The sequence below is a fragment of the Hydrogenophaga sp. UC242_53 genome, from assembly GCF_042696965.1.
In the GTDB taxonomy this organism is placed as follows: domain Bacteria; phylum Pseudomonadota; class Gammaproteobacteria; order Burkholderiales; family Burkholderiaceae_C; genus Hydrogenophaga.
On sequence record NZ_CP170552.1, the window covers coordinates 2,041,439 to 2,054,439 of the forward strand.

A 13,001-nucleotide genomic window follows, 5' to 3' on the forward strand; every position below is an offset into this window, starting at 1 on the left:
GCTACATTGGGCGCCACACGATGAGCACCACCACCGTTCCCCACATTCTCGTGATCGACGATGACGCGGACGTGCGCGACCTGGTGGTCGAGTACCTCAGCAAGAACGACATGCGCGTGAGCGCCGGGTGTTCGGGGGCGGAGATGTTCGCGCTGTTCGACCGCGAGGCCATCGACCTCGTGTTGCTGGACCTCAGGTTGCCCGGCGAGGACGGCATGCTGCTGGCCCGCGCCTTGCGCGAACGGGCCACCGTGCCCATCGTGTTGTTGACCGGGCGCAGCGAGGAGGCCGATCGCGTCATGGGCCTGGAGCTGGGCGCGGACGACTACGTCACCAAACCGTTCAGCCCCCGCGAGCTGCTCGCTCGCGTGCGCGCGGTGCTGCGCCGCTACCAGGTGCAGGCCACGCTGCCCGAGCGCGACAACACGCGGCGCGCCTACCGCTTTTCGGGCTGGGAGCTGAACCTGCGCACCCGCCGCCTGGTGTCGCCGGCGGGCCAGTCGGTGGAGCTGTCCAACGGCGAATTCAGCCTGCTCAACGCGCTGTGCCGGGCGCCGCGGCGCGTGCTGAGCCGCGATCAGTTGTTGTCGATGTCGCGCCTGCATGAAGCCGAGGTCTACGACCGCACGATCGACGTGCAGATCCGCCGCCTGCGCCTCAAGATCGAAGCCGACGCCACCAACCCCACGCTGATCCTCACCGAGCGCGGCGCGGGCTACCTGCTGGCCAGCGAGGTCGAGACGCTGTTCTGATTCACGCGGGTGCGTCGTCGTCGCCGATCACGAGTTGCGTGGCGCTCGCGTAGCGGTGCGGCGGCACCTCGAGGTTGCTCGGTGCCGGCTTGTTCTTGAACACCCGTCCCGCGCCATCGAAGGTCGAGCCGTGGCAGGGGCAGAAGAAACCACCGGGCCAGTCGGCGGGCAGGCCGGGATTGCCGGTGCCTGCCGGCACCGAGGTGGGCGAGCAGCCCAGGTGGGTGCAGATGCCCACGGCGACGAAGAACTCGGGCTTGATCGAACGGGCCGGATTCCGGGCATAGGCGGGCTGCTGGTTGCGGTTCGACTGCGGGTCGGCCAGCTCGGCGTCGTGGCCCTGCAGCGCGGCCACCATCTCGGCCGTGCGGTGCACGACCCACACCGGTTTGCCCCGCCACTCGACGATGGTGGTGGCCCCGGGAGCCAGGGTCGAGACATCGACCTCCACCGGCCCGCCGGCCGCCTTGGCCCGCTCGCTCGGGGCGAACGACGCGGCGAACGGGTAGGCCGCGACCACCGCCGCCGCGCCACCCAGGCTGGCGGTGGTCACCATCCAGATGCGCCGTTGGGGGTCGGTGGGCATGGTGGGGTTCCTCGGGGTTCCAGGAGGGAGCCTGGACATGAGGGGATACTGCGCTTGCCCGGCCTGGGCGGTATTGCATGGAGCGCAAAGGCAGATGACAAGTGACATGTTGCCCAGCCATTGGCTGACACTGCACGGCCTCGCCGTCTCGTTGGCGGTCCTGGTCTACGTCTTCAGCTCGCACGCGATGCGCCAGCGCAGGCCGCCCGCGTCGGCGATCGCCTGGGTCCTGTTCATCGTGCTGCTGCCCTATGTGGCCCTGCCGGCGTTCCTTCTGCTCGGTTCGCGCAAGCTCGCCCGACCGGCCTCCCTCGCGGGCACCGCGCCGCGCCCACTGGCCTCGGGCGATGGCTGGGCGGCCGGCACCATCGTCTCGCTCGGACAGCCCGCACCCGCCGCCTACCGCGACCTGCGGCTGCACCGCGATGGCCGCCAAGCCCAGGAGGCCTTGATGCGCACGATCGACGGCGCGCAGGCCACCCTCGATCTGTGCACCTTCATCCTGGGGCGTGAGGGGCCGGGGCAGGCGGTGGTCGACCGCTTGACGGCCAAGGCCGGGCAGGGCGTTCGCGTGCGCCTGCTGCTCGACGGCATGGGCAGCCTGATGCAGCGTCCCCCGAGCCTCGACCGCCTGACCCGCGCGGGGGCCGAGTTCGTGCGCTTCGTGCCGCCGCTGCGCTCGCCGATCCGGGGGCGCACCAACCTGCGCGACCACCGCAAGATGCTGATCGCCGACGCGGGCCTGCCCTCGGCCCGCCTGTGGTGCGGTGGCCGCAACCTGGCCGCCGAGTACTTCATGGGTTCAGCCGGGCAGGCGCCCTGGCGCGATCTGAGCTTCGACCTGGGCGGTGCGCTGGTGCAGCAGGCGAGCGAGCTGTTCGAACACGACTGGCGCTTCGCCCGGGGCCTGCCGTCCCTTCCGCGCGAAGTCCTCCACGCCAGCGCGCAGGCCGGGGAAGGTGCCCAGCTCGTCGCCTCGGGGCCGGACCAGGCGGACGACACCGTGCTGGCGCTGCTGCTGACGGCGGCCTACCGGGCGAAGGCCCGCATCGCCCTGGCCACACCGTACTTCGTGCCCGACGCGGCGCTGCTGATGGCGCTGTGCCTGGCCGCGCGGCGCGGTGTGGTGGTCGACCTGCTGGTGCCCGCCCGCTCCAACCACCGGCTCTCGGACATGGCGCGGGGCCGGGCCTTGCGCTCGCTGGCCCAGGCCGGCGGCCGGATCTGGCTCGCGCCCGGGATGATGCACGCCAAGCTCGCGGTGTTCGATCAGACGCTGGCCCTGTGCGGCTCGGCCAATCTGGACAGCCGCAGCCTGTTGCTGAACTACGAGCTGATGTGCGCCTTCCACCCGCCGGCCGACGTGCAGCGGTTCGCCGACTGGTTCGACCAGGAGCGCGGCACGGCACAGCCCTACGTCGGCCACCGCACCCGGGCTCGCGCGCGACATCGCCGAAGGCATGCTGCTGTGGCTGGGGTTCCAGCTCTGATCCCCGCGATTGCAAGTGAAATGTGCCAACGGGTGGATTGACACCGGCGAAGCACACCGGGCCACCAGCATCGGAACCGTGGTTGACGAAACGCAGCATCGACCGCAATCCAAGACCGCTGCGAACCTGGAGCTTCGAATGAAATTACGTACCGTCCTCATCACCGCCGCGATTGCCGCCATGGGGGCCAGCGCTTTTGCGCAAAGCACCATGGACAGTTCGCCCAAACCCGCCATGCCAAGCCCGGCGGCCGCCCCCGCGACCACCGCGATGCCCAAGACCATGCCGGCCGAAAAGCACAAGGCCGCCAAGGCCCCGCACAAGAAGCACGTCGCCAAGAAGGCGACACACAAGCAGAAGGCCATGCCGACCGAGCAGAAAGCCGCGGGCTGACGCACGCAACGGGGTGGGGCGCCGGCAGCGCCCCGCCGCGCCCCACCATGCCACGGCGCCGCAAATGACATTTGTCATCTGCGGCGTTGTCGTTTGCAACCTCCCGTTCCCACGCCCGCCGCAGAGTGAACCTCATCCCAACCACCGACCAGAAAGGCCGAACATGTCCAACAACCTCCCCGCGCTCCTGCTCGTTGATGCGATGGTCGGCGCCACAGCCTACACCCCCCCGCTGCACGAGTCGGGTGCTGTGCCGCTGTCGATGCAAGCCATGGACCATGTCCGGCGGGCGCAGGTCGACGTCTATTGCAGCCACGACAGCCTGGCCATCTCGGCCATCCGCGAGGCCCGCCGCGCGCTGCATGCCACGTCCGCCGTGGGTGTGGCCGATGCCCTGGTCGCGCTGGACGAGGCGTCCTGGTTCATCCGCCACCACGAGTTCCTGCGCGCGGAGGAGGCCCTGGAAACGGCGCTGGACCTCATGCGAGCCCTGTCAGGCCGGGTCTCATGAACCCGACGACCGAGCCGTCCGCAGGCGGCGGCGATCCACGCCAGGCCCCGAATGGCAGGGCCATCCCGGAGCTGGTCGCCGAGGTGTACGACACCGCGCTGCCGGCCGAACGCGGCCACATGCTGGAACAGTTGCTGCGCCCTCTGGGCGTGCTGTCGCTGGTGGCGATCGCCGACGGCGTCTTCGCGAAGATCCGTTTTCGCGGTGGCTGGCAGGAGTTCCACGTGCGGCTGGAGGACATCCCCAACGTGCAATCCGCCGACATCGTGGCGCTGGTCGATCACGCACAGCAGGTCAGCGTCGAAGCGGTCGATGGCCTGGCGCGGCTGGTGCTCATGTCTCCCGGCCTTTCGGGTTCGGCCGCGGCCATGGTGCTCGTGGGCCTGCTGCTGCAGCGCTCGCGCCAACGCCGCGTGGAAGGTGCCCGCGACCAAGCCGGGCCAGAACGAGACGCCTAGGGCCTCGCCTGTTCTATAAATAATCAGACGCGGCGGTTTATTATTGGGATTCGACCCCCAATGAAAGACCGCCATGAATGTGCTGATCGTCTATGCCCACCCGGAACCCCGGTCCTTCGGAAAGGCGCTGCTCGACCGCTCCGTCCAGACCTTGCAGGCCTGCGGGCACCAGGTCGTCGTGTCCGACCTGTACGCGATGGGTTTCAACCCCGTGGCGACGGGCGATGACTTCACCGAGCGGCGCTTCCCCGATGCCTTGCAGTACGACCGCGAGCAGAAGCAGTCCTCGCAGCGCCAGACCTTCACGCCCGACATCCAGGCCGAGCTCGACAAGCTGCTGGCCTGCGACCTGTTGATCCTGCAGTTCCCGCTGTGGTGGTTCTCGGTGCCCGCGATCCTCAAGGGCTGGATCGACCGCGTGTTCGTCAACGGCACCGTGTACGGTGCGGGCGGCAAACGCTTCGACAACGGCGGGCTCAAGGGGCGCAAGGCCATGCTGGCCTTCACCACCGGCTGCTTCCCCGACATGATGGAGGCCGACGGCCTGCTGGGGCAGCGCGACGTGATCCTGTGGCACCTGCAGCACGGCACCTTCGGCTACGGCGGCCTGCAGGTGCTACCGCCCTTCGTGGGCTTCTCCATCCAGTACACCGACGAGGCCCAGCGGCACGCCCACCTCGACGCCTACGAGGCACGGTTGCGCGGCATCGAGCATGAAGAGGTGATGCCCTCGCACCCCCTGGCCGACTTCGGCCCCGACTGGCGGCTCAAACCCGGGATCGCTCCGCGCACGGCCGGGCACCGCCGACTGTCCACGGAGGCCTGACCCATGCCACAGGCCACCTGGAGCGATCTCGACATCGAAGCCTTGCTGACGCTGGACCGTCTGGGCGAAGGGCGCTGGCGCAGCCGCCACGGCGACGCCAACCTCAACGGCCGTTCGTACGGCGGCCAGCTGCTCGGGCAGGCCATGATGGCCGCGCTGATGGACGTGCCCGCCGGCCGCGAGGCGACCATGATGCAGTTCCTCTTCCTGCAAGGCGCGATGCCCCATGAGCCGGTGGACTTCGGCGTGACCGTGCTGCAGGAAGGCAAGCGCTTCAGCTCGCGCCACGTGCGCGCCGCGCAGGGCAATGGCCGCACGGTGCTGGACGCGCAGGTCACCTGCGCGCTGCCGCTGGACGCGCCGACCCACGCCAGCCCGAGCACCGCGCCCCTGGGCGAGCGGCCGGAGGATCTGCCCCGGTTCGACGAGGTGGACCGCGCGCTGATCGGCGACCTGACGCGGCTCGGTGGTTACTCGCAGGACCGCAAGCCCAGCATCGACTTCCGCGTGCCCGACCCCACGCGCCAGCTCGCCGAGACCCACATGAACGGGCGCTTCCGCTTCTGGATGCGCGCGATCCAGCCGCTGCCGGACGATGCGCGCTTCCAGGCCGCCGCCTTCGCCTACCTCTCCGACTGGTGGCTCAACTTCGCCGCGCTGGGCCTGCACCTGCGCGACCTCCACGGCCGGCCGCTCTACATCTCCAGCCTGAACCACGCGCTGTGGCTGCACCGCCCGGTGCGCGCCGACCAGTGGCTGCACGTGGACTGCACCAGCCCGTGCGCGCAGGCCGGGCGCGGCCTGTCCATCGGCTCGGTGCACGACCAGCAAGGCCGCCAGCTGGCGTCGATGACGCAGGAATGCCTGATGGCTTATGTGAGCCAGCCTGTCGATGCCCAGGCAGCCATCACCGCCGAGCGTGTTGCGCCACGTAGTCCTTGAGCACACCGTCCATGCGGGCCTGCCAGCCGGCACCGGTGCTGCGGAAGTAGTCGAGGACCTCGGGGCTGTAGCGCACGGAAACCAGCACTTTGGTGAAAGAGGCCTTGGGGCGACCGCCTTTGTTGATCGTGGCGCGCTCCAGCATGTCTTCTGTCAGTTCGGGCAGTTCCTCGTACTCCGAGGCCTGCAGTCGGTGGGCATCGACCTTTTTCAGATCAGATTTCAAGGAGCGGGCCGATGCGGTCTTTTTCGCGGTCATTGGCTTTCCTCATGCTGAAGATGTGGCGATCCGCGCCACGCGGCGTGTAATCCACCACCACCATGCGGCCTGCCAGCAGGCCATAACAAATGATGCGGATCTCACCGTAGTCCTTGCGCGTGTCTTCCATCTCGAGCGTGGTGCCCTCGAACACGAGGGCGGCATCGGAAAAATCCAGTCCACGCTCCAGAAGTGTTCGGTCCCGTTTGGCGGCATCGAAGGTGACACGCATGTTATTGTAGCTACACAAACCCGTTTTGGCGACCGCGTCGTTCGGCAAGGGCGCTTGCACGACGTTCGCGTGCAGTCTAAGAGTGTGAAGAGCAGGGTTCCCCCACCCGTATCGGTGGAGGATGAGGCGGGCCGCGAGAGTCCGAATGGCTCGCTGTTCAGACCTGCTCGGCCGGCAGGTGCACCACGATGCCGTCGAGCGCCGGGCTCATGCGCAGCTGGCAGCACAGCCGGCTGGTCTCGCGTGGCTCGGGCACGCCTTCGAGCATGAAGGCCTCGGTCTCGGAAATGGGCGGCAGGTGCGGCGCCCACTCGCTGCCGATGTAGCCGTGGCAGGTGGCGCAGCTGCAGGAGCCGCCGCAATCGCCGAGGATGCCGGGCACGCCGTTGTCCACCGCGATCTGCATCAGGCTGCGCTGGTTGGGGGCGTCGATGCGGCGGGCGGTGCCGTCGTGTTCGATGAAAGTGACGATGGGCATGGGAGCGATTTCCTTTTCGGTGGACCGGTGGACGATGGCTTGACATAGTCCGTCTCGTCGGACTATTATTGCACCATCGGAAACGGACAACAAGCCCGATCCGCCCCCGACACCACGGAGATGACACCTTGAGCAACTGCGCCCATGTGATTCCCATTGCGCCCGCTGCCGCGACCGGCCCGGCCGTTCGCTGGGACGACCTCGTCCGCGACGACCACGTGCACGGCTCCCTCTACACCGACCCCGCGATCTACCAGGCCGAGCTGCAGAAGATCTGGTACCGCACCTGGGTCTATGTGGGCCACGAGAGCGAGGTGCCCAACGCCAACGACTACGTGATGAAGTCGATCGGCCCCGAGCCCATCCTCATGACGCGCGACAAGTCCGGCCAGATCCATCTGCTGCACAACCGCTGCCCGCACCGCGGCAACCGCGTCTGCATGACGGAGAAGGGCAACGCGCGCTCCTTCACCTGCCCGTACCACGGCTGGACCTTCGCCAACGACGGCGCGCTGCGCGGCTACCCGTTTCCCTCGGGCTACGAGGGCGCCGACCGCTCCCAGCTCGGCCTGGGCAAGGTGGCGCGCGTGGCCTCGCACCGGGGTTTCGTGTTCGGCTCGTTCGCGCAGGAGGGCGAGTCGCTGCTGGAGCACCTGGGCGCGGCCGCCGGCGCGATCGACGCGCTGTGCATGAACTCGCCCGAGGGCGAGGTCGAGGTCACGGCGGGTTACCTCAAGCACAAGGTCAAGGCCAACTGGAAGTTCCTGGTCGAGAACGAGACCGACGGTTATCACCCCTCGTTCGTGCACGCCTCCATCTTCGAGGTGGCGCAGAGCGGCATCGGCACGCTGTACGACAGCGACTCCACCGCCGTTTCGCGCGACTTCGGCAAGGGCCACACCGAAAACGACCTGCGGCCCGAGTTCCGCAAGCGCGATGTGCCCATGGGCTGGTTCGGCACCACGGCCGACCGGCTGCCGGCCTACGTCGCGCAGATGGAAGCGGCCTACGGCAAGGACAAGGCGCGCGAAATCATGATCGACGGCACGCCGCACATCATGATCTTCCCCAACCTGTTCATCGCGGAGATTCAGCTGTTCGTGCTGCAGCCGCTGTCGGTGGACCACACGGTGCAGCACGTCACCGCCATCCAGTTCAAGGGCGCGCCCGACATCAACCGCCGCCTGCGCCAGCAGACCATGGGCTCGGTGGGCCCGGCCGGTTTCCTGCTGGCCGACGACGCCGCCATGTACGAGCGCACGCAGCTCGGTGTGCAGTCCAGCAACCCCGAGTGGCTCTACCTGGGCCGGGGCCGCCACCGCGAGCGCCTGGATGAAAACGGCTACCGCATCAGCGACAACACCGACGAAACCCCTTCGCGCGGCATCTGGCGCCACTACAAATCCATGATGGAGGCTGCATGAACGCAGTGCCGGGCCGTTCCCAAACAAGTTCGCACCGCAGCCCGCAGGGCGGAGGTATTCCTATGAGCTCCCTGGCACTCGATGCCCGTTCCCTGCTCGACGAGGTCACGCAGTTCATCTACCGCGAAGCGCGCTACCAGGACGACCACGCCTACGACGACTGGGAAGCCCTGTGGACGGACGACGGCGTCTACTGGATCCCGGCCAACGGCGAGGGCGGCGACCCGGAAAAGGAAATGTCCATCATCTACGACAACCGCTCGCGCATTGCCTTGCGCATCCGCCAGTTCCACACCGGCAAGCGCTACAGCCAGACGCCGCAGTCGCGCCTGCGCCGCGTGGTCTCGAATGTGGAGATCCTGAAACACGAGGGCGAGGAACTGCTGGTCACCTCCAACGCCATGGTGTTCGAGTCGTCCCCGGCGCGGGGCGACACCCTCTGGGCCTCGCGCAACGAATACACCCTGCGCCGCGAAGGCGATGCCCTGCGCATGGCGCGCAAGAAAGTCGTGCTGGTCAACAACGAGACCGCGCTGTACTCGATGGCCTTCCTCATCTAGCGCACCCCAGGAGACACACCCATGGCACCACAAGACAAGAAAACGCCAACCCCCGAGGTGCTGATCGGCGAAGGCCCGGCGCTGCTGGCGCTGCATGCCGACGGCGTGGCCCACATCCGCCTGAACCGGCCCGAGGCCGCCAACGGCCTGGACATGGCCAATGCTCAAGGGCCTGCACGAGGTGATGACGGCGGTGCACGGCGACAGCCGCGTGCGCGCCGTGCTGATCACCGGCGAGGGCAAGAACTTCTGCGCCGGTGGCGACGTGCACACCTTCCTCTCCAAGGGCGAGGCGCTGCCGGACTACATCCGCATCGCCACGTCCTACCTGCAGATCGTTGCCTCCATGATGATGCGGCTCAACGCGCCGGTGGTCAGCGCCGTGCACGGCTTCGCGGCCGGCGGCGGCGGCATGGGCCTGGTGTGCTCGTCCGACTTCGTGGTCGCCGGTGCCTCGGCGAAATTCCTGGCCGGCGCCACGCGCGTGGCGATGGTGCCCGACGCGGGGGTCTCCGTCACGCTCACCCAGCTGGTGGGCCTGCGCAAGGCGATGGAGATCCTGATGCTCAACCCGGTGATCACCGCGCCGCAGGCCCTGGCCATGGGCCTGATCACCCGCGTGGTGGACGACGAACAACTGCAGAGCGAAGCCTTCGCGCTGGCGCGCCAGCTCGCCGCCGGCGCGCCGGCCGCGCTCGCGGGCACCAAGCGCCTGCTGTGGAACGGCCTGGGCTCCGGCGTGGACGCCTGCATGCCCGAAGAGAACCGCATGCAGGCTGACCTCTCGGGCATGGCCGACGCGCGCGAGGGCCTGGCCGCCGTGATCGAGAAACGCGCGCCCACCTTCACGGGCCGCTGAACATGGCCGCCCCCAACCCCCTCGCGGGCCGCAAGGCCTTCGTCACCGGTGGCGCCAAGGGCATCGGCGCGGCCATCGCACGGCGCCTCGCGGCCGACGGCGCGCTCGTGACCATCGCCGACCTGGACATGGAGGCCGCGCAGGCCTTGGCGAACGGCATCTGGGCGCGCGCCGTGCGGCTCGACGTGGCCGACCTCGCGCAGGTCGCCGAGGTGATGGCCGAACACGGCCCGGTGGACATCCTGGTGAACAACGCCGGGGTGGACCAGCACGCCTTCTTCACCCGCACCACGCCGGAAGACTGGCGCCGCCTGATCGCGATCAACCTCGAATCGGTGTTCGCCACCACGCACGCGGCCTTGCCGGCCATGCGGGCGGCGGGCCACGGGCGCATCATCAACATCGCCTCCGAAGCCGGCCGCCTGGGCTCGCGCGGCGGCGCGGTGTACGCCGCCGCCAAGGGCGGTGTGATCGCCTTCACGCGCTCCATCGCGCGCGAGAACGGCGACAAGGGCATCACCGCGAACGTGATCGCGCCCGGCCCCATCGACACGCCGCTGCTGCGCCAGGCGGTGGCGCAGGGCGGCGACAAGCTGCTGGAGGCCATGACCGGCGCCACGCTGGCCGGCCGCCTGGGCACGCCCGACGAGGTGGCCGCCGCCGTGGCTTTCCTGGCCTCGGCGGACGCGGGCTTCATCACCGGCGAGGTGCTGGGCGTTTCCGGCGGCATGGGGTGCGGCGCATGAGCGCCGCTGTGGAGCAAGTGATCGAGCGCGTGCGCCAGGTCTATGGCAGCTGGAAGCGCGACACCACGGTGGCGCAGATGCGCCAGGACTGGGACACGCTGTTTGGCGGCGTGCCCGTGGACGCCACCCTCGAAGACGTGAACGCCGGCGGCGTGAAGGCCCAGTGGGTCGGCGCGCCCGGGGCCGATGCGCAGCGCGTGCTGCTGTACTTTCACGGTGGCGGTTTCCAGGTCGGCTCGCTGGTCTCGCACCGCGAGCTGATGGCCCAGCTCTCCGCCGCCGCGCGTTGCCGCGTGCTGGGCGTGGACTACCGCCTCGCCCCCGAACACCGTTACCCCGCCGCGCTCGACGACGCGTCGGCGGCGTGGCAGTGGTTGATCGGCCAGGGCTTCGAGCCCAGGCACATCGCCCTCGCGGGCGACTCCGCCGGGGGTGGCCTCGCGCTGAGCCTGCTGCTGCGCCTGCGCGACGCGGGCCGGCCGCTGCCCGCCGCCGCCGTGCTCATGTCGGCGTGGACCGACCTCACGGCCTCGGGCGCGAGCTACGGCACGCGCGCCGACAGCGACCCCATCCACCAGCGGCCCATGATCGTGGCCATGGCCCGCAACTACCTGGGCAAGGAAGGCAACCCCGCCGACCCGCTGGTCTCGCCCCTGTTCGCCGACCTCAAGGGCCTGCCGCCGCTGCTCGCCCAGGTGGGCGACCGCGAGACCGTGCTCGACGACTCGCGCGACTTCGTGGCGCGCGCCAAGGAGGCCGGTGTGGACGCCACCCTGCAGGTGTGGGACCACATGATCCACGTGTTCCAGCAATTCCCCGCGCAGCTGCCCGAAGCGCGCGCGGCCATTCAAGACCTGGGCCGCTTCCTGCGGTGGCATCTGGCTCACCCCCGCGCCGCTTCGCGTCACCCCCTCAAGGGGGCGATACCAGCCGACCGGCAGAGCCGGATCGGCGGTACCTCTGGTTCGATACCGATCACCCCCACTCACGGAGACCGACACACATGACCGCAGGCATCACCGGATACGGCAGCTACATCCCGCGGCTGCGCCTGAGCCGCCAGGCCGTGGCCCAGGCCAACGCCTGGTACGCGCCGCAGTTCGCGGGCCGCAAGGGCACGCGTTCCATGGCGAACTGGGACGAAGACAGCCTCACCATGGCCGTGGCCGCCGCGCGCGACTGCCTGGGCGCGGACGACGAGCGCGGCCACATCGGCAGCGTGCAGCTGGTCTCCAGCACGCTGCCGTTCGCCGAGCGGCTCAACGCCGGCGTGGTCTGCGAGGCGCTCACGCTGGAGGAGGGCGTGGAAGCCCTGGACATGGGCGGCTCGCCCAGCGCCGCGCTCAGCGCCGTGCTCGGCGCGCTGGACCGCGTGAACGCGCGCGGCGGGAATGCCCTGGTGATCGCCACCGACCACCGCAAGACCCGCGCGGCCAGCTCGCAGGAGCTCGACTACGGCGACGGCGCGGCCGCGCTCACCCTCGGCCGCGAGAACGTGATCGCCGAGGTGCTCGGCAGCGCCACGCTCACGGTCGACTTCGTGGACCACTTCCGCAGGGCCGGCGAAGACATCGACTACCACTGGGAAGAACGCTGGGTGCGCGACGAAGGCATCGGCAAGCTCGGGCCGCGCGCCATCGCCAGCGCCCTGCAGAAGGCCGGCGTGGATGCGATCGCGGTGGACCACTTCATCTTCCCCACCACCTTCGCCAAGATGGACGCGCAACTCGCCAAGGCCTGCGGCATCCGCGCCGAGGCCGTGGCCGATTCGCTGGCCGCCACTGTGGGCGAGACCGGCACGCCGCACGCGCTGCTCATGCTCGCGGCCGTGCTGGAGCGCGCGCAGCCGGGCCAGCACATCCTGCTGGCGCAGTTCGGCGGCGGCGCGCAGGCCGTGGTGCTGCGCGTGACGCCGGCCATCGCCGCCTTCCGCCCGGCGCGCGGCGTCTCGGGCTGGCTTGCGCGCGGCGTGGAAGAGAAGAACTACACCAAGTTCCTCTCGTTCCGCGAACAGCTGCGCCTGGAGCGCGGCATGCGCGGCGAGCAGGACCGCAAGACCGCGCTGAGCACCGCCTACCGCCACCGCACGGCCATCCTGGGCCTGGTGGCCGGGCGCTGCGAGGTCACGGGCCAGGTGCATTTCCCGCCCTCGCGCATTTCCTACGACCAGGGCAAGCCGCTGCAGGACACGCAGAAACCCCACAAGCTCGCCGAGCGGCGCGGCCAGGTGCTGAGCTGGTCGGCCGAGTCGCTCTCGTTCCACCGAGCGCCGCCACACCAGTACGGCCAGGTCGATTTCGAGGGCGGCGGCCGCATCCTCATGGAGTTCACCGACGTCGCCAAGGGCGACGTCGCTTCGGGCACCGAGGTCGAGATGAGCTTCCGCATCAAGGACATCGACGAGCTGCGCGGCTTCACGCGCTATTTCTGGAAGGCCACGCCCGTGGCCTCCGGCGTCGACACCACCGCAGCATCCAAGGAGTAA

17 protein-coding genes are annotated in these 13,001 nt (G+C 69.4%); 13 read left to right on the top strand and 4 right to left on the bottom strand.

Annotated elements, in window-relative coordinates; translation table 11 throughout:
* The first annotated feature begins 20 nt into the window (after window positions 1-20).
* Window positions 21-752, top strand: coding sequence for a response regulator (locus tag ACFJI0_RS10225; RefSeq protein WP_382324713.1), 732 nt, complete (start codon window positions 21-23; stop codon window positions 750-752).
* A gap of 1 nt (window position 753) precedes the next feature.
* On the opposite strand, the gene petA is transcribed toward ACFJI0_RS10225, so the two are convergent.
* Window positions 754-1,338, bottom strand: coding sequence for a ubiquinol-cytochrome c reductase iron-sulfur subunit (petA, locus tag ACFJI0_RS10230; RefSeq protein ID WP_382324715.1), 585 nt, complete (start codon window positions 1,336-1,338; stop codon window positions 754-756).
* 106 nt (window positions 1,339-1,444) lie between these two features.
* Between petA and ACFJI0_RS10235 the strand changes: the two genes are divergently transcribed.
* The 6 genes from ACFJI0_RS10235 (at window position 1,445) to ACFJI0_RS10260 (ending at window position 5,958) form a co-directional block, all read left to right on the top strand.
* On the top strand, window positions 1,445-2,869 hold the full coding sequence (locus ACFJI0_RS10235; RefSeq protein WP_382324717.1) for a phospholipase D-like domain-containing protein: 1,425 nt from the start codon (window positions 1,445-1,447) through the stop codon (window positions 2,867-2,869).
* 37 nt (window positions 2,870-2,906) lie between these two features.
* On the top strand, window positions 2,907-3,221 hold the full coding sequence (locus ACFJI0_RS10240; protein ID WP_382324718.1) for a hypothetical protein: 315 nt from the start codon (window positions 2,907-2,909) through the stop codon (window positions 3,219-3,221).
* A 163-nt stretch (window positions 3,222-3,384) separates the two neighbouring features.
* Entirely contained in the window at window positions 3,385-3,732 is a 348-nt protein-coding gene (locus ACFJI0_RS10245) for a hypothetical protein (protein ID WP_382158100.1), read from the top strand.
* On the top strand, window positions 3,729-4,190 hold the full coding sequence (locus ACFJI0_RS10250; protein WP_382324720.1) for a hypothetical protein: 462 nt from the start codon (window positions 3,729-3,731) through the stop codon (window positions 4,188-4,190). The genes ACFJI0_RS10245 and ACFJI0_RS10250 overlap by 4 nt, the downstream gene beginning before the upstream one ends.
* Window positions 4,191-4,263: 73 nt before the next feature.
* Window positions 4,264-5,016, top strand: a complete 753-nt coding sequence (locus ACFJI0_RS10255) for an NAD(P)H-dependent oxidoreductase (protein ID WP_382324722.1) — start codon at window positions 4,264-4,266, stop codon at window positions 5,014-5,016.
* Window positions 5,017-5,019: 3 nt separating this feature from the next.
* On the top strand, window positions 5,020-5,958 hold the full coding sequence (locus ACFJI0_RS10260) for an acyl-CoA thioesterase (RefSeq protein WP_382324724.1): 939 nt from the start codon (window positions 5,020-5,022) through the stop codon (window positions 5,956-5,958).
* Here ACFJI0_RS10260 and ACFJI0_RS10265 read toward each other — a convergent pair.
* The 3 genes from ACFJI0_RS10265 to ACFJI0_RS10275 all read right to left on the bottom strand — a co-directional run bounded on the left by ACFJI0_RS10265 (window position 5,924) and on the right by ACFJI0_RS10275 (window position 6,927).
* Window positions 5,924-6,184, bottom strand: coding sequence for a BrnA antitoxin family protein (locus ACFJI0_RS10265; RefSeq protein WP_382324726.1), 261 nt, complete (start codon window positions 6,182-6,184; stop codon window positions 5,924-5,926). The two genes, ACFJI0_RS10260 and ACFJI0_RS10265, sit on opposite strands and share 35 nt — an antisense overlap.
* Window positions 6,174-6,449, bottom strand: a complete 276-nt coding sequence (locus tag ACFJI0_RS10270; protein ID WP_382324728.1) for a BrnT family toxin — start codon at window positions 6,447-6,449, stop codon at window positions 6,174-6,176. Before ACFJI0_RS10270 ends, ACFJI0_RS10265 begins: the two co-directional genes overlap by 11 nt.
* A gap of 157 nt (window positions 6,450-6,606) precedes the next feature.
* Window positions 6,607-6,927, bottom strand: coding sequence for a 2Fe-2S iron-sulfur cluster-binding protein (locus ACFJI0_RS10275; RefSeq protein WP_382324730.1), 321 nt, complete (start codon window positions 6,925-6,927; stop codon window positions 6,607-6,609).
* A 128-nt stretch (window positions 6,928-7,055) separates the two neighbouring features.
* On the opposite strand from ACFJI0_RS10275, the gene ACFJI0_RS10280 reads away from it, so the two are divergent.
* From ACFJI0_RS10280 to ACFJI0_RS10305, 6 genes are all read left to right on the top strand, one after another.
* Entirely contained in the window at window positions 7,056-8,351 is a 1,296-nt protein-coding gene (locus tag ACFJI0_RS10280; protein WP_382158089.1) for an aromatic ring-hydroxylating dioxygenase subunit alpha, read from the top strand.
* A 62-nt stretch (window positions 8,352-8,413) separates the two neighbouring features.
* The gene (locus tag ACFJI0_RS10285) at window positions 8,414-8,911 is read left to right on the top strand and encodes an aromatic-ring-hydroxylating dioxygenase subunit beta (RefSeq protein ID WP_382324732.1); all 498 of its coding nucleotides are present in this window, start codon (window positions 8,414-8,416) and stop codon (window positions 8,909-8,911) included.
* A gap of 160 nt (window positions 8,912-9,071) precedes the next feature.
* Window positions 9,072-9,770, top strand: a complete 699-nt coding sequence (locus ACFJI0_RS10290; RefSeq protein WP_382324734.1) for an enoyl-CoA hydratase/isomerase family protein — start codon at window positions 9,072-9,074, stop codon at window positions 9,768-9,770.
* A gap of 2 nt (window positions 9,771-9,772) precedes the next feature.
* Window positions 9,773-10,516, top strand: a complete 744-nt coding sequence (locus ACFJI0_RS10295) for an SDR family NAD(P)-dependent oxidoreductase (RefSeq protein WP_382158083.1) — start codon at window positions 9,773-9,775, stop codon at window positions 10,514-10,516.
* Entirely contained in the window at window positions 10,513-11,523 is a 1,011-nt protein-coding gene (locus ACFJI0_RS10300) for an alpha/beta hydrolase (RefSeq protein ID WP_382324736.1), read from the top strand. The genes ACFJI0_RS10295 and ACFJI0_RS10300 overlap by 4 nt, the downstream gene beginning before the upstream one ends.
* Window positions 11,520-13,001: a hydroxymethylglutaryl-CoA synthase family protein gene (locus ACFJI0_RS10305; protein ID WP_382324738.1), complete on the top strand. Its 1,482-nt coding sequence runs from the start codon at window positions 11,520-11,522 to the stop codon at window positions 12,999-13,001. Before ACFJI0_RS10300 ends, ACFJI0_RS10305 begins: the two co-directional genes overlap by 4 nt.

Bases quoted from the DNA above. Each gene is read 5' to 3' on its own strand.
- ACFJI0_RS10225 (WP_382324713.1), top strand. From the start codon at position 21: ATGAGCACCACCACCGTTCCCCACATTCTCGTGATCGACGATGACGCG.
- petA (WP_382324715.1), bottom strand. From the start codon at position 1,338: ATGCCCACCGACCCCCAACGGCGCATCTGGATGGTGACCACCGCCAGC.
- ACFJI0_RS10235 (WP_382324717.1), top strand. From the start codon at position 1,445: ATGTTGCCCAGCCATTGGCTGACACTGCACGGCCTCGCCGTCTCGTTG.
- ACFJI0_RS10245 (WP_382158100.1), top strand. From the start codon at position 3,385: ATGTCCAACAACCTCCCCGCGCTCCTGCTCGTTGATGCGATGGTCGGC.
- ACFJI0_RS10250 (WP_382324720.1), top strand. From the start codon at position 3,729: ATGAACCCGACGACCGAGCCGTCCGCAGGCGGCGGCGATCCACGCCAG.
- ACFJI0_RS10255 (WP_382324722.1), top strand. From the start codon at position 4,264: ATGAATGTGCTGATCGTCTATGCCCACCCGGAACCCCGGTCCTTCGGA.
- ACFJI0_RS10260 (WP_382324724.1), top strand. From the start codon at position 5,020: ATGCCACAGGCCACCTGGAGCGATCTCGACATCGAAGCCTTGCTGACG.
- ACFJI0_RS10270 (WP_382324728.1), bottom strand. From the start codon at position 6,449: ATGCGTGTCACCTTCGATGCCGCCAAACGGGACCGAACACTTCTGGAG.
- ACFJI0_RS10275 (WP_382324730.1), bottom strand. From the start codon at position 6,927: ATGCCCATCGTCACTTTCATCGAACACGACGGCACCGCCCGCCGCATC.
- ACFJI0_RS10285 (WP_382324732.1), top strand. From the start codon at position 8,414: ATGAGCTCCCTGGCACTCGATGCCCGTTCCCTGCTCGACGAGGTCACG.
- ACFJI0_RS10290 (WP_382324734.1), top strand. From the start codon at position 9,072: ATGCTCAAGGGCCTGCACGAGGTGATGACGGCGGTGCACGGCGACAGC.
- ACFJI0_RS10295 (WP_382158083.1), top strand. From the start codon at position 9,773: ATGGCCGCCCCCAACCCCCTCGCGGGCCGCAAGGCCTTCGTCACCGGT.
- ACFJI0_RS10300 (WP_382324736.1), top strand. From the start codon at position 10,513: ATGAGCGCCGCTGTGGAGCAAGTGATCGAGCGCGTGCGCCAGGTCTAT.
- ACFJI0_RS10305 (WP_382324738.1), top strand. From the start codon at position 11,520: ATGACCGCAGGCATCACCGGATACGGCAGCTACATCCCGCGGCTGCGC.